This is a genomic window from Dehalococcoidia bacterium, assembly GCA_035310145.1.
GTDB lineage: Bacteria > Chloroflexota > Dehalococcoidia > CAUJGQ01 > CAUJGQ01 > CALFMN01.
The window spans coordinates 1-20,462 of the sequence record DATGEL010000101.1 but is presented as its reverse complement, the minus strand read 5'-3'; the positions used below and the strand labels follow the sequence as shown (position 1 = coordinate 20,462).

Here is a 20,462-nt window from a genome sequence, read left to right as displayed (position 1 = left end):
GGCTCGGCGGTTCGATGGATCGCAGGCGTGGGGCTATGGAGATCGCGGGGGTGGTATTTCGACGGGGCAGGGCGCCCCGCACACCGTATCGGAAAGCGTGATATCAGAATGTAACCGCCGGCAGCTTGAACTCGGCCGCATCGGCCGTACCGGCGCGATGGCTCGCGGCCGTCAGCCCGCCAGAAACGGCTCGACGACGCTGAGGAAGGCGTCGGGCTGCTCGGCCTGGGGCGTGTGGCCGGCGTCGGCAATCGTCACCAGGCGGGCATGCGGGATCAGCCCCGCGAAGGCCTTGCCGTACGGCGCCGGGATCAGCTTGTCCGAGGCGCCGCGCACCACCAGCGCCGGCGCGGCGATCAGCGGCAGCCGCTTGTGCAGGCCGCGGTCGGGGATCGGCCAGAGGAACTTGCCGGCGGCCGAGAGGTTGCTGGCGCGCTGCACCGCGGTGGCCACGGGCGAGGCGCCGTTTGTGCCGCCTCCGAGCGTAGTCTGCGCCGCCACCGACTCCGGGTCGTGCCAGGCGGCGCGGGCGAGCTGGCCGGCGCTCATCGCCAGGAAGTCCGGGATCTCGGCCTCTTCCAGCCAGAGGCCGAAGGGCGAAACCAGCACGAGCCGCCGCACGTGCTGCGGGCAGATCGCCGCGATCTCGGCGGCGAACATGCCGCCGAGCGAGTGCCCGATCAGATCGACCTCGCCAAGCCCCAGCGCTTCGATCAGCTGGCGATAGAACAGCGCCAGGTCGAGCACGTCGTCGATCTGCTCGATGTCGGCCGATGCGCCGAAGCCCGGCGCCTCGGGCGCGATCACCCGCCGGCCCTGCGCCAGCCGTTGCAGGAAGGGCGCGTCGCCGGGGTGACCCTCAAAGCCGTGCAGGTACAGCAGCGCGCGGCCGGCGCCTTCGCTCCAGACGCGGATGGTGAAGGCCGCGTTTGCCAGGGAAACGGACGTGAGCGTCGCCATCGAGAGCCTCGTGCCCGCGGCGTCTCGGTCGGGCCGGACGGGCGCGGCGCCCGCGGGCGGCATGCAGCCCGCTGCGCCGGATCGATAGTACACCGGGCAAAACGATTGCGGATCACAAGATCTTGCGCCGATCCGCTTCGCTATTTCTATAATGCGACGGCGCACCACGGCGGCAGCCCCGGCGTGGTCCGTGGCGCGCGGCGGGCAAGGAGGCAGAAGCCATGGCTGACGGACGGCTGGCCGGCAAGGCGGCGATCGTGACGGGCGGCGCCTCGGGCATCGGCCGGGCTGTGGCGCAGCGCTTCGTCGCCGAAGGCGCCCGTGTGCTGGCCGTCGATGTCAACGGCGCGGGGCTGGAGGAGACGATCGGCATGGTCAAAGCCGCCGGCGGCACGCTGCACGGCGCCGTGGCCGACGTCTCTCGCGGGGACGATGCCCGCGGCGTCGTGGCGCAGGCGATGCAGGATTTCGGCGCGGTGCACCTGCTCGCCAACATGCACGGCGTCTCCGAGTTCTCCGACACGAACATCCTCGGCGTCTCGGAAGAGGTCTTCACCCGCACCTGGGAGGTGAACGTCAAGGCGCTCTTCCTGCTCTGCAAGGCGGCGTTGCCCGAGCTGGAGCGGAGCGGCGGCGGCGCGATCGTGAACATGTCCTCCGGCGCGGCGCTGGGCGGCGGCGGCGGCACGGCCTACACGGCGAGTAAGGGCGGCGTCAACGCGCTGACCCGCGCGGTCGCCTACCAGTTCGCGGCGAAGAACATCCGCTGCAACGCCATCTGCCCCGGCCCGATCGACACGCCGATGATGCACCGCAGCTTCGAGAAGCTGGGCATGACCAACCTGCCGATCGCACCCGGTCGCGTGCCGCGCATCGGCCGGCCCGAGGAGGTCGCCGCGCTCGTGACCTTTCTGTGCTCCGACGAAGCCGCCTTCATCACCGCCGCCACCTACACGATCGACGGCGGCGCCACCGGCCATTAAGAAACCAAGTACCATAGCCTCCCCTCTCCATCCGAGATCGCGCCCCGCGCGATGGGAAACTGGAGAGGGGGCCGGGGGGTGAGGCCATGACCACGACTGCTGGACGGCTGGCGACGATGGACGAGTGGCGCGCCGTGGCGGAGCGCGTGCGCAACTGGGGCCGCTGGGGCAAGGACGACCAGCTCGGCACGCTCAACTTCATTACGCCGGAGGTGATCACACGCGCCGCCGGGCTGGTGAAGCAGGGCAAGACCTTTGCGCTGGGCCTGAACATCGATCGCTACGGACCCTGGGGCGGCGACGGCTTCCGCCGCAACGCCATTCACCTGATGTACGTCGACGGCGGCGACGCCAATACGCTCAGCGAGCATTTGAAGGGCTGGGGCGGCCCCGTCGAGGCGGGCATGGTCCACGCCTGGGAGGCCGGGCCGCTGCGCTGGAACGACGACTTCGTGATCATGGCGCTGCAGGGCAGCACGCAGTGGGATGCACTCTCGCACGTCTACTACGACGACCAGATGTACAACGGCTTTCCGGCGGCCGCCGTCACCAGCTTCGGCGCGACGAAGGACAGCATCGACCAGGTGGACGTGAAGGGCATCGTCAGCCGCGGCGTGCTGCTGGACGTGGCTCAGTATCGCAAGCTGCCGCACCTGCCGCCCAACACGCCGATCGAGCCAGAAGAGCTGGACGCCGTGGCGCAGGCCGAGGGCGTCGCCGTCTCGTCCGGAGACATCGTCCTCGTGCGCACGGGCTGGTACAGCTTGTTTGAGCAGACGAGCAACGCCACGGAGTGGATGATGGGCTCGCCCGGCCTGAGCTGGCGCTGCGCCGAGTGGCTGCACGAGCACGAGATCGCCGCCGTCGCCTGCGACAATATCGCCGTGGAGGTTGCGCCCTCGCAGGTGGAAGGCGTCGGCGTGTTGCCGCTGCACCTGCTCTGCATCCGCGACATGGGCCTGATGTTCGGCGAGTTGTGGCGCTTAGACCCGCTCGGCGCCGACTGCGCCCGGGACGGCGTCTACGAGTTCCAGCTTGTGGCGCCGCCGCTGCGCGTCACCGGCGCCGTCGGCTCGCCGATTAATCCGATCGCGCTGAAGTGAGAGGTGAGGAAATAGAAACCAGGAAATAGGGGAGTGCCGTCCCTATTTCCTATTTTCTTCATTCTATTTCCTGTTCAAGACTATTTCCTGCTCACGAAGGTTGTTCGTAGAAACATGGAAGCACAAACCGGGTCCGCGCTCGCCGGCCTACGCGTGGTCGAAGCGGGCAGCGGCGTCTCCGCGGCCTACGCGGCGAAGCTGCTGGCCGACCTCGGCGCCGAGGCGGTCAAGGTCGAGCCGCCGGACGGTGACGAGACGCGGCGGCGCGGACCCTTTCCGCGCGGCCTGGAAGGCAACCCGGAGGCGAGCGGCCTCTTCCTCTACCTCAACGCGGGGAAGCGGCTTGTCACACTTGACCTCGCGGCCGACGCCGGACACGCCGCGCTGCATGACACGCTTGCCGGAGCCGACGTCTTCATCCACAACTTCAGCGTCGAGGAGATCGAGCGGCTGGGGCTGCGTTACGACGCGCTCGCCGCGCGCTTTCCTCGCCTGGTCGTTACCTCGATCACGCCCTTCGGGTTGAGCGGGCCGCACGCGCGCTGGCAGGGCGCCAATCTCACCGTCGTCTCCGCAGGCGGCTGGGCCTCGATTACGCCGGGCAACAGTCCGCTCACCGATGAGCCGCCGCTTGCCGCCTTCGGGCAGCAGGCCGAATTCCAGGCGGCCGTCCACGCGGCTGTCGCGTCGCTGGGCGCCCTGCACGCCCGCCGCCGTGACGGCCGCGGCCAGCTGGTCGAAGTCTCCGGCCAGGAGTGCATCGCCGCGGCGCTGGAGCTGGCGCTGGTGACCTACACCTACACCGGCCGCGTCGCCAGCCGCCTCGGGATTCGTACCAGCGCGCCGATGGGCATCATGCGCTGCAAAGACGGCCTGATCTTCGTAATGACCACCGACCCGCACCAGTGGGACGCCCTCGTGCACGTGATGGGCGACCCCGAGTGGGCGAGCTGGGAGATCTTCGGCGATCGCTTCAAGCGCGGCGAGCACCACGACGCGCTCACGCCGCTGATCGAGGAGTGGCTGCAAGAGCGCACGGTGCAGGAGGTCTTCGACCTGGCGGCGCAGGCGCGGCTGCCCTTCGCGCCCGTTTCCACGATCGCGGACATCGTGCACTCGCCGCATCTGCAGGAGCGCGGCTACTTCGTCACCCTGCGCGATCCGGTCGCCGGCGCGATCACCATACCGGGCGCGCCGTACCTCCTCTCCGAGACGCCCTGGGCGCCGGCTGCAGGTGACAGGTTACAGGTGACAGGTGACAGTGGGGCGGGATCCGTCCACTGGCAGCCGGTCGCGCCCCCTGCGCCCTACACCCCACGCCCCACGCCCTCAACGCCCCCCCTCGCCGGCCTGCGCGTGATCGATATGTCCTGGATGTGGGCGGGGCCGTACTGCACGTTGCAGCTCGCGCACCTGGGCGCCGAGGTGATACGCATCGAATCGAATCTCCGGCCCTGCATGAACCGGCGCGTGCCGCCCTACGCGAACGACGAGCCGGGCTTGAACCGTGGCGGCAGCTTCAACCAGTGGAACCAGGGCAAGGGCAGCGTGCTCTTGGATCTCAAGCAGCCGGAGGCGATGCAACTGGCGCGCGAGCTGGCCGCCACGGCCGATGTCTTCGTCGAGAACTACGCCGTGGGCGTGGTCGACCGGCTCGGCCTCGGCTGGGACGCGCTCTCACGCATCAATCCCGGCCTGGTCATGGCCTCGCTCAGCGGCTACGGCCTGACCGGGCCGTACAAGGATCGCGTCGCCTTCGGTACGCCATTAACGATGATCAGCGGCCTCGGCCAGCTTACGGGCTACGCCGGGCGCGGGCCGGCGGAAGTGGGCATCTCCTACGGCGACCCGAACGGCGGCCTGCACGCGGCCGTGGCGATCCTGGCGGCGCTGTGGAAGCGGCACGAAACGGGCCGTGGGCGGTACATCGACGTCTCGCAGTGGGAGGCGATGCTCAGCATTCTGCCGGAAGGGATTCTGCCCTGGACGATGCGCGGCGAGCAGCCGGCGCGGCGCGGCAACCGCGACGAGTGGCTGGCGCCGCACGGTATCTTCCGCGCGAAATGCGACGACCGCTGGGTGAGCATCGTCGTGCGCAACGAGGCCGAGTGGGCGCGGCTGGCCCCGTTGCTGGGCGAGGCGGCGGCGGACCCACGCTTCGCCACGCGGGCCGGCCGCAAGGCGCACGAGGACGACCTGGAAGCGATCGTCACTGCCTGGACACGCGAGCGCGACGCCTGGGCGATCACGGAGCAGTTGCAGGCGTTGGGCGTCCCCGCCGCGCCGGTGATGGACATGCGCGAGGTGGCCGAAGACCCGCACCTGAACGCACGCGGCTTCTACGTGCGGCTGGAGCATCCCGAAGCCGGCCGCCAGCAGCACGCCGGCATCCCCTGGCAACTGCACGGCACGCCGCTTTCCGTGCGCAAGCCGGCGCCCTGCATGGGCGAAGACAACGAGTACGTCGTGATGCAGCTCCTGGGCCGCTCCCGCGCCGAGTACGAGCGGCTGCTGGCGGCGCGGGTGCTGTACTGAGGCTCCGCCTGAATTGCGCTATGCGCGGGAGCGGGGAATGACGCGCAGAACAACGAGCGTTCGTCATGCTGCATCTGGTTCGAAGCGGATACGCGAATCGCCGACCCGAAGCCGCCATTCGTTCGTATGGCCCGCAAGCTTGCGAACGTCGCCACGGAACGGCCCGTCGCGAAGCCTGTCGATTGCAGTCGAAAGTCTGACAACCTCCGATCTGGGAATGCTCCGCAGATCCCGTTCTGCGCGCGGCGAGACGATTACCGGCCAGCGCTGCTCCTCACTCACCAAGCAGCTCGCGAAGTACGTCTCCCCAAGGGCGTCCCTCGCCACGGCGGTACTGCTCGCGCGCCTCGGCGGCGCCGGCGTCCTCTTCCGGCATCGTGGGCTCGTCGTCCTCCGGCGCATCGAGCAGCACCTGCATTAGCGGGTCGCGGAGCGTGCGCAGCAGTCGGGCAGCCTGGGCCGTGGCGTTGTCCGGCAGTTCGTCGATCAGGCGGTGCAGTTCAGCCATAGTAGTCACGACGCCTCGCTCCCTTCGCCGTTCCAGTCTACCGGCACCACGCGGACCAGCCATTCGCCGCGCTGCCGCGCTTCGGTTTGATCGTCTCGCGGTAGGGGCTTCGTCACGGCCAAGCTGGGCGGGCCGCCGCGTGGCCTGGGGCCGGGCGCGCGGTCGCCACTGCGGTTGTCGCCACCGCCGGGGCCGAGGTTGTGCGCGAGCTTGCCCAGCGTGCCGAGCAGCAACGGCCGCACCGCTGGCTCGGCGGCGCGCAGCATGCCGGCGAGCCGTTCCTCGGGCCACTGCGCCGCCCGGCAGGCGAGCGCCAACCGCTCGTTCGGGTCAAGCGGCACGAACGAGGCAGTAGATCGGTGTCGGGCCAGCAGATCGAAGAGGCGGATCACGCCCTGGGCGGCTTCGGCCGTCACCGGCTGGCCGCTGGCGGCGTACTGCTCGATCTCGCGGATCTCGTCCGGCGTCATGCCCCCGGCTCCTCGCACGTTGCAACCCGCATCTACGCCCCTTGTCGCATGGCCGGGGAGCGGTATGGCCGGCGTACACTGGCAGTGCCCCGTGCTTGCTCAGTCCTTGGTTCACTGGAGGCCGGCCATGCCTCGCACGACGCGTTCGCAGCCCGCGATCTACCAGCTAAAGGTCACGTTGAAGGGGATACGGCCCCCGATCTGGCGTCGTTTCCAGGTGCGCAAAGAGATCAGCCTCGGAGAACTGCATGACGTGCTGCAGGTCGTGATGGGCTGGTACGACTCGCATTTGCACGCCTTCCGCATCGGTCGCACCGAATATGGCGTACCGGACCCGGAATGGGACGATTGGGGAGAGATGAAGGACGAGGAGAAGGCACGCCTGAACAAGGTGCTCCCGCGCGAAGGCACAAAGCTGCAGTATCAGTATGACTTCGGCGATAGCTGGGACCACGAGGTTCTGTTGGAGAAGATTCTGCCGGCCGAAGAGGGCAAGCAGTATCCAACCTGCCTGACCGGCCGCCGTCGCTGCCCGCTGGAGGACTGCGGCGGCGTGTGGGGCTGGGCGAACCTCATCGAAGCCGTGGCTGATCCCGCTCATCCGGACCATGAAGAGCTGCTCGAATGGACCATGGAATGGACCAATGAGCGGCCGCTTGACCCCGAGGCCTTCGATCTCGCCGCCGTCAACCGCGGCCTGCAGCAATTCGCGCAAGCGGAAGTGGTCGGACCTCGATAGGGCAGAGATTGGCGGCGCTCACCCCGAAGCAGTACGCTGGCACCGAAACGCTGGCGAATGAGGGGATGCTTCGATGACGACGACGCGATCGACGCTGGTAGAGACGAAGTACGGCAGGCTGCAAGGCAACGAAGAGAACGGCGTGCAGGTATGGAAGGGCGTGCCCTTCGCCGCCGCGCCGGTGGGCGCGCTGCGCTACCGGCCGCCGCAGCCACCCGCGGCCTGGAGCGGCGTGCGCCAGGCCACCGCCTTCAGCCCCACCGCGCCGCAGCTGCCCTCGCCGCTCAACAACCTCTTCGGCCGCGAGCAGCAGCCCAGCTCGGAGGACTGCCTCTACCTCAACGTCTGGTCGCCCGCGGCGGACGGCGCCACGCGGCCGGTGCTCGTCTGGATTCACGGGGGCGCCTTCACCGGCGGCTCCGGCTCGACGCCCTGGTACGACGGCGCCGCCTTCGCCCGCAACGGCGATGTGGTCGTGGTCACGATCAACTACCGGCTCGGGCTGCTCGGGTTTCTGCATCTGGCCGAACTGGGCGGCGAGTCGTTCGCCTCGACCGGCAACCTCGGCATCCTCGACCAGGTGGCGGCCCTGCGCTGGGTGCACGAGAACATCGCGGCCTTCGGCGGCGACCCGGACAACGTCACGGTCTTCGGCGAGTCGGCCGGCGGCATGAGCGTCGGCACGCTACTGGGCACGCCGAGCGCCAAGGGCCTCTTCCACAAGGCGATCCTGCAATCCGGTGCGGCGCACAACGTGCGCGGCGCAGAGGCGGCCACGCAGATCGCCCGCGAGGCGCTGAAGACGCTCGAAGTCGAGGCGAGAAACGTCGCGGCGCTGCGCGAGCTGTCGGTCGAGCAGATCCTCGCCGGGCAGGCGAAGCTGGCAATCAGCTCCGCGGCGAGCGGTGGTGGCCTCTTCGCGCAGCCCGTGGTGGACGGCACGGCGCTGCCGCGGCAGCCGCTGGCGGCGGTGGCGAGCGGCTCGGCGGCCGGCGTGCCGCTGCTGATCGGCACGAACCTCGACGAGATGAAGCTGTTCTCGGCGCTGGACCCAGGCATGGGCACGGAGGATGGCTTCCGCAAGCGCGGCGCCGCGCAGGCGGGCGAAGCAACGTTTGTGAAGCTGGCCGACGCCTACGCCGCCGGCCGGCCGAATGAGTCGAAGGTCGAGGCGTGGACGCACCTGCTCAGCGACCGCGTCTTCCGCATCCCGGCGGTCCGCCTGGCGGAGACACAGGAGAAACAGGGCGCGCCGGTGTGGATGTACCGCTTCGACTACCAGTCGCCGGCGCTCGACGGCAAGCTCGGCGCCTGCCACGCGCTGGAGATTCCGTTCGTCTGGAACAACCTGAATGCGCCGGGCAGCACGACCTTCACCGGCGAGCGCCCGGATCGCCAGCCGCTGGCCGACCGCATGCAGGCCGCCTGGATCGCTTTCGCCCGCGGCGGCAACCCGAACGCGGCCGGCCTGCCCTCGTGGCCGGCCTACGAGAGCGGCAGCCGCGCAACGCTGATCTTCGACGTCGACTGCCGCGTGGAGAACGACCCGGACGGCGCCGAGCGGCGGCTATGGGACGGTTTGCTCTGATCGCTGCGCCGTCGCGGTTGTCAACCGCTCGGTGATCGGCGAATAGAACCAGGCGACGGTGCGCCCGGGGGTGAGGTCTATCGAAGGGTCGATGTACAGCCCTCCACCAACGTTCTCCGCCATGGCGCGGCGGGCTTCTTCGACGTTGTCCGCCTCGACCTCGTAGAGCGCCAGATAGCCATACGGCGGCGGATCCTCGCTGAGCTGCGTCTCGGAGAGCTTGAAGCGCTGCGCGGCCACGTAGCCGGGTATCTTGAGAATGTCTCCGAGATGCCGTTCGGTGTACCACGTGTTGAAGGCCTCGTCCTGTCCTGCCACCGCGTTGCTGAGCACGACGAACAGGTGCTTTGCCATGGCCTCACCCCCTGGCCCCCTCTCCAGGGCTTTCCATCGCGCGGAGCGCGATCTCAGATGGAGAGGGGGGAACTGTGGACCGTTAGGACTCCAAGCTACGCTCTGCGCACTGCGCACTGCGCCCTATCCAAGCTTGAAGACGTTGAGCGCGTTCTCCCGCATGTACTTGCGCAGCATGCCGTCGCGCAGCGGCATCTCGTGCGCCTCCTTGATGCAGCGGTCGAAGGTCTGGATCGGGTAGTCGGCCGACCACATGACCTTGTGCTGACCGCGCGTGTTCATCAGGTGGACGATCTCCGCCGGCACGTGCTTCGGCGCCCAGCCGGAGGTCATCAGGTAGGCGTTGGCGTGCTTTTGCAGGAGCGCCACGGTCTCCAAATGCCAGGGGTGGCCGACGTGCGTCATCACGACCTTCGCCTCGGGCAGGCTCACCAGCACGTCGTCCAGGTCCATCGGCCGCTGGAATTTGGCGAAGCGCAGCGGGCCGGGCACGCCCACGTTCACCGTGATCGGCACGTCCAGCTCGATCGCCTTGCAGTAGATTGGGTAACAAAGCGGGTGGTTGGGCGGCGTGTTGGTGAGCGCGCCGAACAGGCGGCCGGCGCGGAAGTCGTACTCCTTGACCGCGATCTCCAGCATGCGCACGGCGTCCATGCCCTGCGTGGGGTCGAGCATGCAGGCGCCGTAGAAGCGGCCGGGGAACTGCTTGCAGACGTCGGCGATCTTCTGGCAGATCTCGCGGAACTTCGCGATGGTGAAGTCCTCGAAGCCGCCGAGATAGGGGTTCTTGTAGACCGGGCCGATGCCGCTGGTGAGCAGGCCGGTCTGCACGCCGGCCGCGTCCATCTTGGCGAACATCTGCGCCGGCGTGACGCCGCCCAGCACATCCGGCGAGCTTTTGGCGAACCAGCGCATGATGTTGGGGTCCATCTCCTCGCGGCGCTCGGCGGAGGGCATGTTCACCCAGACGTCGATGTATTCCCCCGGCGAGATCTCGGCCATGTCACCTCACCCCTGCCCCTCTCCATTCCATGGAGAGGGATACGTCGATCGGCTTGGGATTCCCATGCCCTACGCCCTTCAACCTGCGCCTTGCTTCAGTGCTGGCTGGCGCCGCCGTCGATCGCGTAGATCGTGCCGCTGATGTAGGCGGCCTCGTCCGAGGCGAGGAAGGCGGCAAGCGCGGCGACCTCTTCCGGCGTGCCCACCGGCTTCAGCACGCCCGGCCGCGGCGCCACGATCCCCTCGCCCAGCTTCCGCTTCGATTGTTCCAGCATCGGCGTCTGCACCGCGCCGGGCGCGATCGTGCAACAGCGGATGCCGTCGCCGGCGTGCTGGCGGGCGATGCCTCTGGTGATTGCGTTGAGGCCCGCCTTGGCCGAGGCGTAGGCCGTGCCGCCGCCGAAGCCCGCCTGCGAGGACATGTTGATGATCACGCCGCCGCGCTGGGCGATCATCACGGGCAGCGCGTACTTGCACACCAGGAACGGCCCGCGCAGATTCACGGCGATCACGCTGTCCCACGTCTCCTCGGGGATGTCCACGATGCGCGTGTCGTCGAGCAGGGTGATGCCGGCGACGTTCACCAGCACGTCGATGCGCCCCGCAGCCGCGTTCACGCCGGCGACCGTGCTCTTCACCTGCGCCGCGTCGCGCACGTCGAGCTGCCGCGCCTCGGCCGTGCCGCCGATCTCGGCCGCGACCGTTTGCGCGTTCTCGATCGCGCGGTCGAGCAGGAAGACGCGCCCACCCTCGGCGGCGAAGCGGCGGGCGATAGCGGCGCCGATGCCGGAGCCGGCGCCCGTGACCATGCAGACCTTGCCAGCGAGCCGATCGGGCATGTGCTCCTCCGGAGGAAATAGGAGATAGAAAATAGAAAATAGGAACGAGGATTGCACTTCCCGTATTCCCTATGTCCTCCGTTTTTCCTCCGTTCTATTTCCTCGTCCCTATCCCCGCGGCAGCCCCAGCCCGCGCGTGGCGATGATGTTGCGCTGGATCTCGCTGGTGCCGCCGCCGATCGTCGAGGTCAGGTAGGTCTGCGTGCCCAGGCCGAAGCGGCCGCGCAGCTTCGCGTACCTGTCCGTCTCGCGCAGGTGGCCGTAGAGGCCGAGCACCTCGAAGCCGGTCCAGGCGAGGCGCGCGCCCAGCTCCGACGAGAAGACTTTGCCCATCGAGGCCTCGTAGTTCGGGATCTTGCCCGCGGCCTGAACCGAGGCGATGCGATACGAGAGGTTGCGGCCGATCGCCGTCTCGATCCAGCGGTCGGCGATCTTGCGGCGGATCTGCTCGCGCCGTTCCGCCGTGGCGGGCCGGCCGACCGCGGCGTTTTCCTTGACGAAGGCGATCAGGTCTTCCAGCGTGCGGCGCATGCCGGCGGCACTGCCGATGCCGGAGCGCTCGAAGTCGAGCAACGCGGCGCCGATGTACCAGCCCTGGTTCTCCTCGCCCACCAGGTTCTGCCGCGGCACGCGCACGTCCTCGAAGTACTCCTGGCAGAAGTGGACGTAGTTCGTCATCGACTGGAGCTTGATGACCTTGAGGCCGGGCGAGTCGATCGGCAGCAGGAAGAAGGAGATGCCCTTGTGCTTGGGCGCCTGCGGGTCGGTGCGGGCGAGCACGAAGATCCAGTCGGCCGTGGCGCCGTGGCCCGTCCAGATCTTGCTGCCATTAAGCACGTATTCGTCGCCCTCGCGCACGGCGCGCGTCTGCAAAGACGCGAGGTCTGAGCCGGCGTTCGGCTCGGAGTAGCCCTGCGCCCACATCACTTCCGCCCTGGCAATACCGGGCAGGTGCTGCCGCTTCTGCTCTTCCGTGCCGTAGAGCATCAGCACCGGGCCAAGCATGTTGAGGCCGTTGGCGTTGAGCACCGGCGCGCGGCGGTAGGAGATCTCCTCGCGCAGCACCACCTGCTCCATGATGCCGAGGCCGAGGCCGCCGTACTCCTTGGGCCAGTGCGCCGTGAGCCAGCCGCGCGCGGCCAGCTTCTTGTTGAAGGCGAGCGCCGCCGCCCACTCGTCCGGATCGCCGCTCCACTCCGTGCCGACCGGCGACTCTTCATTCTCGGCCGGCAGATTGTCGCGCAGAAAGGCGCGAATGTCGGCGCGGATCTGCTCCTGCTCGGCGGAGAAGTGGAAGTCCATGAGCTGGCCCCTATCCCCTTCCCCTTTCTCCCATCGCGATGGGAGAAAGGGGCGATCCTGGGTTGGAGGATTCAGGCGATTCCGATGCAGCGGCGCGCTACTGGTCGCGGCTGTGCCGCGACGGGCGGTTCACGAACCGCCCCTGCCAATCTTTGGGAGCCCAACCCAACTCAGCGCCAACACCCCACGATCGCCCCTTCTCTCCCCTTCAGCACTCAGCCCGTCGCGGTCTCAACCCGGTTATGTATGGGAGAGAAGGGGAAGGGGGCTATGAGGGCCACCCTCCTCGCCGGCCCGCTTCTTGAAGTAGGGGATGATGTGCTCGCCGAAGAGGCGCAGCGACTCCATCACCTTCTCGTGCGGAATGCGGCCCGCCTGCATCAGGCACATGATCTGGTCCACGCCGATCTCTTCCCAGTGCTTGATCACGTTGATGCAGCGCTGGGGGTCGCCGATGCAGACGACGGCGTCGTTCACCATCGCGTCGATCTCGTCGGCCGGCGTCTCCACCTCGGTAAAGTAGTCGCGGCCGTACCAGGCGCGCCAGGCGCCCTCGGCCTTCGCCCACTTGCCGTAAAGCGACTGCGCCCCCATCTTGTAGGCGCCGGCCGCGAAGCCGCCCACCTGCTTCGCCTCGGCGTCGTCTTCCAGGCAGAGCGTGACGGTGAAGGCGGCGACGTTGTTGTTGACGAAGCTGCCGGCCGGCTCGGCGTTCTTGATCCGCTGCTTGTACATCGCCACCGCCTTCTCCGACTGTCCCGGCGCGCTGAGCGAGAAGGAGAGTACGCCCAGCCCCTTGTCGGCGGCGATCTCGAAGGTCTGCGGGCTGACGCCCGAGACCCAGAGCGGCGGGTGCGGCTTCTGCACGGGCTTGGGCAGCACGTTGCGCGGCGGCACCTCCCAGAAGCGGCCGTGGTGCTCGAAGCTGTCCTGTGTCCACATCCTGGGAATGATGTGCAGCGCCTCTTCCCACATGTCGCGCGAGATCTCGGGGTCGATGTTGAAGCCGCCCAGCTCCGCCTCAGAGGTGCCGCGGCCGGTGCCGAACTCCAGCCGGCCGTTGGAGAGCAGATCGAGCACGGCGGCGCGTTCGGCCGCGCGCACGGGGTGGTTCATCGTCAGCAGCACCACGCCGTGGCCCAGGCGGATCTTCGAGGTGCGAGCCGCGGCGGCGGTGAGGAACAGCTCGGGCGCGGAAGAGTAGGAGAACTTCTCGGTGAAGTGGTGCTCGGTCTCCCAGACGTACTCGAAGCCCATCTGCTCGGCGTACTGGATCTGCTCGAGCGCCTGCCAGTAGGCGCGTTGCACCGCCTCCTCGTCGTGCGGGCGCAGGGCGATCAGCTCGTAGAACAGGCCGAACTTCATGGCGGTCCTCTCTCGCCGGCCGGCGCCGGGCGTCGCCGTGAAACCAGCCGTAGCCTACCCACGACGCGAGAGAAAGTCAATTCATCAGGGGGTAATTCGCTGAGATTCGCAAATGGTGGGCCGTGAGAAGCACTGAATCACAACAGCCGTGCCTGTACATTTGCGGCGCCCGACCGGTATCATCGCAGCGAGAACGAGCCGAAACGGCCGGCTGCCGAGTGCCTGCCGCGTACAGGGGCGCAGCATGAAGTTCCACTGGTTTGCCGAGGTCACCTATCCCCACCTGCCCGCCGACTTCGACCGCAGCTACCCGACGGCCTGGGTGACGCCGCCGCCGCAACTGCTTGACGGACGCAAGGCCGGGCAGATGTACCGCATGTTTTTGGACTTGATGGAGTACGCCGACGAGGTCGGCTTCGACGGGCTGGCCGTGAACGAGCACCACCAGACGGCGGGCGCGATGACGCCTTCGCCAAATTTGCTCGCCGCCTCGCTTGCCAAGAACACGAAGAACGCGGCGATCCTCGTGATCGGCGACAGCCTGGCGCTCTACAACCCGCCCACGCGCGTGGCCGAGGAGATGGCGTACCTCGACTGCCTCTCGGAAGGCAGGCTGATCGCCGGCTTCGTCTACGGCACGGCGATGGACTCGGTCTACTCCTACGGCGTGCCGCCGGCCGAGCTGCGCCCGCGCTTCGCCGAGGCGCGCGAGCTGATCCTGCGGGCCTGGCAGGCGGAGCAGCCGTTCGCCTTCAACGGCAAGTACACCAAGCTGCGCTACGTGAACCCCTGGCCGCGGCCGGTGCAGAAGCCGCTGCCGCCGATCTGGGTGCCGTGCAGCGGCAGCATCGAGACCTGGGACCTGGTCCTGGAGCACGACTACTGCTACGGCCATCTCTCCTTCTCCGGCATGCGCTCGGCCAAGCCCGTGGTGGACGAGTACTGGAACTACGTCGCCGATCACAACGGCAACATGAACCCGCATCGCATGGCCTTCACCCAGATCGTCTGCGTCTCTGAAACGGACGCGCAGGCGGAGCAGGACTATTACGATGCGGTGCGCTACTTCTACCGCTTCACCAACCGCGTCTCGCGCGGCTTCACCAGCGCGCCGGGCTATCGCAGCCCGAAGTCGATGGCCTGGGAGCTGGAGCGGGCGCAGGCGAACCCCGACCGCGAGAGGGCGTACAAGGGCGAGCTGAGTTTTAAAGAGTACGACGAGAAGGGCTTCATCATCGCCGGCAGCCCGGCCACCGTGCGCCAGCGCATGCGCGAAATGGTGAAAGAGCTGCGCGTGGGTCAGATCATCGCCACGCCGCACATTGGCAACCTGAGCGAGGAGACGGCGCGCAAGAACACCTATCTCTTCGCCAAAGAGGTGATTCCGCACCTGCGCGACGTCTGGGCCGAGTACCCCGACCACTGGACGCCGCAGGTCAGCCAGCAGCGCGTCGCCGCCGCCGAGCGTGCGGCAGGGCTTGCGGCGGCGCCGGCGGACTGAGCCAGCCGTGGCGTGACCGCACGGCGGCCACCCTCGTGAACGGGTGTTGGAGGCGTAGTGGTCCGCCACGCCTGCCTGCGAGACTCGGCGCGACCGGCTCGTACCGCTTTAGCGCCTCGGAGCTTCGCGCTTCACAACGATTGCAGGCAGCGCCGGGCCGACGCCGCGCACTCGAGCAGAAATGGACGTACCGCGGCGCGACGCTCTGCCAGCTCCTCCCAACTTCGGCCGTAGACATGACGCGCCGCTGCCTGCGCTGCACTGTTTGGGACGGTTGTGCCCACGGCATTGAAGGCATTGCGAAGGGCTGCATGGGCTTTGTACGCGAACTGCACGTGTAACGTGTTGCCGCGCCAGCCGGCGTCGCGCAATCCCTGGAGATAGTTGATAAGGAGCGTTTCATCGAGCATCGGCAGGTCGGCCGGCTCCACGTCGAAGAACGCCGCGGCGACTGAGAGCGACTGCCCGATCTCTTCTCCGGCCGCGTAGCAGCCGGCGTACTCCCAGTCGATGGCGACCGTCTCGGCCGAGCCGTCCGTGGCGCGCCGGGTGAGGAGATTCCGCGGAATCGCGTCGCCATGGCAGAACGTCTGGGGCAGGCGCTCCAACGCGTCGCAGAACACGTTGCGTTCTTCCCACAGCTGGAGCAGGCCGGTCACCACTGAGCGGGGCCACCAGCGACGAACGGCAGGGTTGTCGGGGGCAGCAGCAATCCGGGCGACCAGCGGGCGATGCCGTTCTAACCAGGTGCGCAGCCGCCGGCCCCCGAGCGACGGCGCCTGCGGGAGGGGCCAGCCGGCGAGATAGGCGCCGTTGAACTGTCCGAGTTGCCGCGCCACTCCTGCCCAGCGCGCGAGGTTCCACGGACGCTCGGAGCTGTCATGGACAGGCTCCAGCCACAGCCAGACGACCCCATTCAGATCATCACACCGGTAACACCGGGGTGCTCGCAGTCCTGCGGGAAGGGCGGTGAGGACATCCTTGCCGTACAGAGCCTGTTCCCGACGCCAGTAGTCGGCGCGGGCCGGGTCATCCTGACTCGGCGTCGGGGCAAGCACCTTGAGCACCAGGCTCCAAGGCCGCGTCGTAGAGCCTGTGCGGGCGGTCCCGCGTACGCGGAATACCGACCGTGCGCTTGTGAGGGTCGCGAGGCTGCCCTTCAGCGGCACCACGTCCCACGTGCCCAACGCCGCGGTTGGCTCCCCGAGCGCGTCCCGGACGGCTGCCGGCAGCCGGGCGGAGAGGAGTTCTCTGGCGGGCTCGGGCACATTCACCATGCGAGGCTCACGCCCAACTCACGTTTGCCGCGAACATGGTCAGCCCCAGCTTCCCGGCGACGGCCTGCGAGGCGAGGTTGTCCCACGCCGTGCTGTAGAGCGGGAGCAGCCCCGCCTGCCGCACGGCGGTTCCCCAGGCGGCGGTGACGGCGGCGGCGTAGCCGTGGCCGCGGAACTCCGGCAGGGTTTCAACGCCGGCTGCGCACGCCCGCGTGCCGATGCGTGAGCTGAAGCAGACCGAGACCGCCGCCCCATCGCGCACCACGGCGAAACACGGCCGCCAGCCGGCGTACTCGTCGTAGAGCCAGGGGAACGTGTCGCGCGCAATTTGGCGATTAGACGCCGTGATGCGGATAGCATCCCCCAACGGCCCGATAGACGCGGGGAAGCGATAAGCAGGGCCGCGCCTCTCGCCGGTGATCGGCGCGTGCGCTTCCAGCGCCGCTCGAAGCGCCACCGAGGCGGCCGGCGTGGTGCGCAGATCGCCCGCAGGCGGCTGGCGCTCAATGATCTCGCTCAGCCGCTGCGCCAGATCGTCAGGCACGGTGGCGCTGAGGCGCAGCACGTACGCGGTCGTTGTCCAGCCGAGGACGAGACGCGGCGCGGGACGGCGCTCCTGCACGCGGGGCTCGTTGCTGAGCAACATGCGGCCGCGGGTGTCGTAGGTGAAGCTCGTGTCCGCGCCGATGCGCAGCAGTTCGTCGTCGTTCACTCGCGGCTCCGCTGCGGGAGGGGCGACCGATCACGGCCGCCGCGCGACTACTGTACGCCAGTCGCCGGCGGCGCGAACGTCGGGCGACGCGAAGCCGGCGGCAGCAAGCGCCACGAGCACGGCGTCCAGCCGCTCGGCGATGATGCCGGAGGCGACGAGCGCGCCGCTCGGGCGCAGCGCCGCGAACAGGTTGGGCGCCAGCGCGATCGCCGCCGCGGCGTGGATGTTGGCGAGCGCGAGGTCGAAGTCGGCAGACGGCCCCCCCACGAAGGGCCAGCGTTCGTCCAGGCTGCCTTCGGCCACGCGCAGGCGGTCCTGCACGCCGTTGCGCCGGGCGTTCTCTGCCGTCGCCTCGACCGCGACCGGCTCCGTGTCGACGGCCACGACATCGCCGGCGCCGAGCAGCGCGGCAGCGATGCCGAGGATGCCGGAGCCGCAGCCCACGTCCAGCACATGCATGACGGGCCGCGTCAGCTCTTCGACGGCGAGCAGGCACATGCGCGTCGTCTCGTGCTGGCCGGTGCCGAAGGCCATGCCCGGATCGAGATCGAGCACGACGTCGCCGGGCTGCGCCGCGTACGCGCGCCACGACGGCCGCACCACCAGCCGCCGGCCGATGCGCTCGACCTGGAAGAACTCTTTCCAGGCGTTGGCCCAGTCCTCTTCATGGACTGTGCGCTCGCGCAGCTCGACCGCGAAGGGCAGCGCCGCGACGGCGGCACCGGCAGCGGCGCGGCGTTCCTCGAGGTGCGCGTCGCGGGGCAGATAGATGCGCACAATAGTGGGCCGCCACGGCTCGCGGCGCACGCCCTCTTCCGGTCCCAGCGGCACGATCGGCTCTTCGATGCTGGCGCCGCCCGCGATGTCGCCCAGAGCCGTGTACAACGCCTCGACCTGCTCAGTGGCGGCCTCGGCGGAGAGTTCGAGCCAGTCCATCGGCCCTCACCCCCGGTCAATCTCACGGTCCCAATCCTGGGCGAGGGGAGTTCTGGACTTCTGAATCGGGGGAACGTTCGGTTAACCGCAAACCGGCCGGAGCACCGGGCACCGGATCGCCCCTTCTCCATCCGATATCGCGCTCCGCGCGATGTGAACGATTGGGAGAAGGGGAAGGGGATGCGGGCCGATCAGCCGAAGGCGTCCTTGATGCGGTCGAAGAAGCCCTTCTCTTCGTGCGGCATCGTCGCTTCGCCCAGGCTTTGGGCCAGCTCGCGGAAGAGCCGCTGCTGCTCTCTGCTGAGGTTGGTGGGCGTGACCACGCGCACACGCACCACCTGGCTGCCGCGGCCGCCGCCGCGCAGATGCGGCACGCCTCTGTCCTTCAGCTCGAAGATGCGGCCCGACTGCGTGCCGGCGGGAACCCTCAGTGGCGTCGTACCGTCGATTGTGGGAATCGTCAACTCGTCGCCCAGCGCCGCCTGGGCGACGTTGATCGGCAGGTCGAGGATGATATCGTCCTCGTCGCGCTTGAAGATCTCGTGCGGCTGCACCTGCATCAGCACGTAGAGATTGCCGGCCGGGCCGCCCTGCGCGCCCGCCTCACCCTCGCCGGAGAGACGCAGCTGCTGGCCGTTGTCCACGCCCGGGGGCACGCGCACCTGCAGCTTGCGCGACTTGCGCTCGCGGCCCGTGCCGCGGCACTTCTGGCAGGGGTTGGTGACCACGCGCCCCTCGCCGTGGCAGCGGTCGCAGGCGGTGACGTTGACGAACTGGCCGAAGATGCTCTGCTGCACGCGGCGCACCTCGCCGCTGCCGTTGCAGCTGGGGCAGCGTTCGGGCTTGCTGCCCGGTTCGGCGCCGATGCCGCCGCAGAAGGCGCACTGCTCGGTGCGGCTGACCTCGATCTCCTTCTCCGCGCCGAAGATCGCCTCTTCGAAGGTCAGGGTCAAGTTGTAGCGCAGGTCGGCGCCGCGCTGCGGGCCGCGCCGCTGGCGGGTGGCGCCGCCGAAGAAGGCGTCGAAGATGTCGCCGAAGCCGCCGAAATTGCTGAAGCCCTCGAAGCCGCCGCCCGGCTGCTGGCCCACGCCGGCCCGGCCGAAGCGGTCGTAGGCGGCGCGCTTCTCCGGATCGGAGAGGATCTCGAACGCCTCGTTGACCTCTTTGAAGCGCTCCTCCGCCCCGTGATCCTTATTGCGGTCGGGATGGTACTGCATCGCCAGCTTGCGGAAGGCCTTCTTGATCTCTTCCGGGCTGGCCGTGCGCGGCACGCCGAGCACGTCGTAGTAGTCCTGCTGCTGTGTGGCCATCTGCGTCCTGTCTGCCCTGCCGCTGCGCGCTGCGAGTCCTGCGCAAAGAACGGCCCGCGGGAGGCCGCTGCTTCCATTCTACCGGGTCCGCCCTGATCAGTGTCGGATCGGGGGTTGTCGGCCCTCACTCCCCCTTCCCCTCTCTCCCAGGATTGGGAGAGAGGGGCAATCCGGCGACGGGCGATCCGGAATGGTGTTGGACTGGCCGATCGTTGCTGCTCGCGCCTTGCGGCGCGAAGGGCGCACGCCGTGCGCCCCTACCACCCCTTGCCAACCCGACACCGCAGCGGAACTTCCTCCCCAGGATCGCCCCTCTCCCTCTCCCAGGATTGGGAGAGGGAGAGGGGGTAAGGGCCGACCGCCCTGCATTACACCTCGCGGAACTCGCCCTCCACCGTGCCTTCCTCGGGCTGACCCTGACCCGGTTCGTGGCCCTCGCCGCTCTGGCCGTTGGTACCGCTGAAGCCGTCGCCGCCCGGCGTGCCGCCGCCGGCGCCGTAGACCGCGGCCCCGATCTTCTGCAGTGACTCGGACAGCTCGTTGAAGTTGCGGCGGATCGCCTCCGTGTCGTTGCCTTTCAGCGACTCGCGCGTGGCCGAAACCTTGCCCTCGACCTCGCTCTTCAGCTCGGACGGGATCTTGTCGCCGTTCTCACGCAGGATCTTCTCCGCTTGATACGCGAGGTTGTCCGCGTTGTTGCGCAGCTCCACGTCCTCACGCCGCTTGCGGTCCTCGTCCGCGTGCAGCTCGGCCTCGCGCTGCAGCTTCTCGATCTCGTCCTTGGAGAGGCCCGAAGAGGCCGTGATCGTGATGCGCTGCTCTTTGCCGGTGCCCTTGTCCTTGGCCGAGACGTTGACGATGCCGTTGGCGTCGAGGTCGAAGCTGACCTCGATCTGGGGCACGCCGCGCGGCGCCGGCAGGATGCCGTCAAGGATGAAGCGGCCCAGCGACTTGTTGTCCGCCGCCATCGGCCGCTCG

Annotated in this window: 19 protein-coding genes; 6 read left to right on the top strand and 13 right to left on the bottom strand. The window is 68.6% G+C overall.

What is annotated here, in order from left to right; translation table 11 throughout:
* Nucleotides 1-171: 171 nt before the first annotated feature.
* Nucleotides 172-960, bottom strand: a complete 789-nt coding sequence (locus VKV26_18995; protein HLZ71997.1) for an alpha/beta hydrolase — start codon at nt 958-960, stop codon at nt 172-174.
* Between the two features lie 221 nt (nt 961-1,181).
* On the opposite strand from VKV26_18995, the gene VKV26_18990 reads away from it, so the two are divergent.
* From VKV26_18990 to VKV26_18980, 3 genes are all read left to right on the top strand, one after another.
* A complete protein-coding gene (locus VKV26_18990; GenBank protein HLZ71996.1) occupies nt 1,182-1,943 on the top strand; it encodes an SDR family oxidoreductase in 762 nt (253 codons plus the stop codon).
* Nucleotides 1,944-2,050: 107 nt separating this feature from the next.
* The gene (locus VKV26_18985) at nt 2,051-3,046 is read left to right on the top strand and encodes a cyclase family protein (GenBank protein ID HLZ71995.1); all 996 of its coding nucleotides are present in this window, start codon (nt 2,051-2,053) and stop codon (nt 3,044-3,046) included.
* Nucleotides 3,047-3,160: 114 nt separating this feature from the next.
* Entirely contained in the window at nt 3,161-5,581 is a 2,421-nt protein-coding gene (locus VKV26_18980) for a CoA transferase (GenBank protein ID HLZ71994.1), read from the top strand.
* Between the two features lie 274 nt (nt 5,582-5,855).
* Here VKV26_18980 and VKV26_18975 read toward each other — a convergent pair whose 3' ends face one another.
* Both VKV26_18975 and VKV26_18970 read right to left on the bottom strand, forming a co-directional pair.
* Nucleotides 5,856-6,098 carry a hypothetical protein gene (locus VKV26_18975; GenBank protein HLZ71993.1) on the bottom strand — a complete coding sequence of 81 codons (243 nt, stop codon included), beginning with the start codon at nt 6,096-6,098 and terminating at the stop codon, nt 5,856-5,858.
* Entirely contained in the window at nt 6,095-6,559 is a 465-nt protein-coding gene (locus VKV26_18970) for a hypothetical protein (GenBank protein HLZ71992.1), read from the bottom strand. The genes VKV26_18975 and VKV26_18970 overlap by 4 nt, the downstream gene beginning before the upstream one ends.
* A gap of 127 nt (nt 6,560-6,686) precedes the next feature.
* Between VKV26_18970 and VKV26_18965 the strand changes: the two genes are divergently transcribed.
* The gene (locus tag VKV26_18965; GenBank protein HLZ71991.1) at nt 6,687-7,298 is read left to right on the top strand and encodes a plasmid pRiA4b ORF-3 family protein; all 612 of its coding nucleotides are present in this window, start codon (nt 6,687-6,689) and stop codon (nt 7,296-7,298) included.
* 73 nt (nt 7,299-7,371) lie between these two features.
* Nucleotides 7,372-8,886: a carboxylesterase/lipase family protein gene (locus tag VKV26_18960; protein HLZ71990.1), complete on the top strand. Its 1,515-nt coding sequence runs from the start codon at nt 7,372-7,374 to the stop codon at nt 8,884-8,886.
* Here the strand turns inward: VKV26_18960 and VKV26_18955 are convergent.
* From VKV26_18955 to VKV26_18935, 5 genes are all read right to left on the bottom strand, one after another.
* Nucleotides 8,866-9,240 (bottom strand): hypothetical protein, encoded by a 375-nt coding sequence (locus tag VKV26_18955; GenBank protein ID HLZ71989.1) that lies wholly within the window; start codon nt 9,238-9,240, stop codon nt 8,866-8,868. The two genes, VKV26_18960 and VKV26_18955, sit on opposite strands and share 21 nt — an antisense overlap.
* A 123-nt stretch (nt 9,241-9,363) precedes the next feature.
* Nucleotides 9,364-10,242 carry an amidohydrolase family protein gene (locus VKV26_18950; GenBank protein ID HLZ71988.1) on the bottom strand — a complete coding sequence of 293 codons (879 nt, stop codon included), beginning with the start codon at nt 10,240-10,242 and terminating at the stop codon, nt 9,364-9,366.
* 95 nt (nt 10,243-10,337) lie between these two features.
* Nucleotides 10,338-11,081, bottom strand: a complete 744-nt coding sequence (locus tag VKV26_18945) for an SDR family NAD(P)-dependent oxidoreductase (GenBank protein HLZ71987.1) — start codon at nt 11,079-11,081, stop codon at nt 10,338-10,340.
* Between the two features lie 108 nt (nt 11,082-11,189).
* Nucleotides 11,190-12,383 (bottom strand): acyl-CoA dehydrogenase family protein, encoded by a 1,194-nt coding sequence (locus tag VKV26_18940; protein HLZ71986.1) that lies wholly within the window; start codon nt 12,381-12,383, stop codon nt 11,190-11,192.
* Nucleotides 12,384-12,623: 240 nt separating this feature from the next.
* The gene (locus VKV26_18935) at nt 12,624-13,748 is read right to left on the bottom strand and encodes an LLM class flavin-dependent oxidoreductase (protein HLZ71985.1); all 1,125 of its coding nucleotides are present in this window, start codon (nt 13,746-13,748) and stop codon (nt 12,624-12,626) included.
* 244 nt (nt 13,749-13,992) lie between these two features.
* Here VKV26_18935 and VKV26_18930 point away from each other — a divergent pair, with 244 nt between their 5' ends.
* Nucleotides 13,993-15,249, top strand: coding sequence for an LLM class flavin-dependent oxidoreductase (locus VKV26_18930; protein HLZ71984.1), 1,257 nt, complete (start codon nt 13,993-13,995; stop codon nt 15,247-15,249).
* Nucleotides 15,250-15,380: 131 nt separating this feature from the next.
* Here VKV26_18930 and VKV26_18925 read toward each other — a convergent pair whose 3' ends face one another.
* From VKV26_18925 to VKV26_18905, 5 genes are all read right to left on the bottom strand, one after another.
* Nucleotides 15,381-16,526, bottom strand: coding sequence for a phosphotransferase (locus VKV26_18925; GenBank protein ID HLZ71983.1), 1,146 nt, complete (start codon nt 16,524-16,526; stop codon nt 15,381-15,383).
* A gap of 7 nt (nt 16,527-16,533) precedes the next feature.
* Entirely contained in the window at nt 16,534-17,238 is a 705-nt protein-coding gene (locus VKV26_18920; protein ID HLZ71982.1) for a GNAT family N-acetyltransferase, read from the bottom strand.
* A gap of 30 nt (nt 17,239-17,268) precedes the next feature.
* The gene (prmA, locus tag VKV26_18915) at nt 17,269-18,174 is read right to left on the bottom strand and encodes a 50S ribosomal protein L11 methyltransferase (GenBank protein HLZ71981.1); all 906 of its coding nucleotides are present in this window, start codon (nt 18,172-18,174) and stop codon (nt 17,269-17,271) included.
* A 191-nt stretch (nt 18,175-18,365) separates the two neighbouring features.
* Entirely contained in the window at nt 18,366-19,484 is a 1,119-nt protein-coding gene (gene dnaJ / locus VKV26_18910; GenBank protein ID HLZ71980.1) for a molecular chaperone DnaJ, read from the bottom strand.
* Between the two features lie 368 nt (nt 19,485-19,852).
* A partial coding sequence (locus VKV26_18905) for an Hsp70 family protein (protein HLZ71979.1) occupies nt 19,853-20,462 on the bottom strand: 610 nt, incomplete at its 5' end.

Excerpts from the sequence above, each read along its gene's own strand:
- VKV26_18930 (HLZ71984.1), top strand. The coding sequence starts at position 13,993 with ATGAAGTTCCACTGGTTTGCCGAGGTCACCTATCCCCACCTGCCCGCC.
- VKV26_18960 (HLZ71990.1), top strand. The coding sequence starts at position 7,372 with ATGACGACGACGCGATCGACGCTGGTAGAGACGAAGTACGGCAGGCTG.
- VKV26_18935 (HLZ71985.1), bottom strand. The coding sequence starts at position 13,748 with ATGAAGTTCGGCCTGTTCTACGAGCTGATCGCCCTGCGCCCGCACGAC.
- VKV26_18925 (HLZ71983.1), bottom strand. The coding sequence starts at position 16,526 with ATGGTGAATGTGCCCGAGCCCGCCAGAGAACTCCTCTCCGCCCGGCTG.
- VKV26_18995 (HLZ71997.1), bottom strand. The coding sequence starts at position 960 with ATGGCGACGCTCACGTCCGTTTCCCTGGCAAACGCGGCCTTCACCATC.
- prmA (HLZ71981.1), bottom strand. The coding sequence starts at position 18,174 with ATGGACTGGCTCGAACTCTCCGCCGAGGCCGCCACTGAGCAGGTCGAG.
- VKV26_18965 (HLZ71991.1), top strand. The coding sequence starts at position 6,687 with ATGCCTCGCACGACGCGTTCGCAGCCCGCGATCTACCAGCTAAAGGTC.
- dnaJ (HLZ71980.1), bottom strand. The coding sequence starts at position 19,484 with ATGGCCACACAGCAGCAGGACTACTACGACGTGCTCGGCGTGCCGCGC.
- VKV26_18990 (HLZ71996.1), top strand. The coding sequence starts at position 1,182 with ATGGCTGACGGACGGCTGGCCGGCAAGGCGGCGATCGTGACGGGCGGC.
- VKV26_18945 (HLZ71987.1), bottom strand. The coding sequence starts at position 11,081 with ATGCCCGATCGGCTCGCTGGCAAGGTCTGCATGGTCACGGGCGCCGGC.
- VKV26_18950 (HLZ71988.1), bottom strand. The coding sequence starts at position 10,242 with ATGGCCGAGATCTCGCCGGGGGAATACATCGACGTCTGGGTGAACATG.
- VKV26_18955 (HLZ71989.1), bottom strand. The coding sequence starts at position 9,240 with ATGGCAAAGCACCTGTTCGTCGTGCTCAGCAACGCGGTGGCAGGACAG.
- VKV26_18980 (HLZ71994.1), top strand. The coding sequence starts at position 3,161 with ATGGAAGCACAAACCGGGTCCGCGCTCGCCGGCCTACGCGTGGTCGAA.
- VKV26_18970 (HLZ71992.1), bottom strand. The coding sequence starts at position 6,559 with ATGACGCCGGACGAGATCCGCGAGATCGAGCAGTACGCCGCCAGCGGC.
- VKV26_18940 (HLZ71986.1), bottom strand. The coding sequence starts at position 12,383 with ATGGACTTCCACTTCTCCGCCGAGCAGGAGCAGATCCGCGCCGACATT.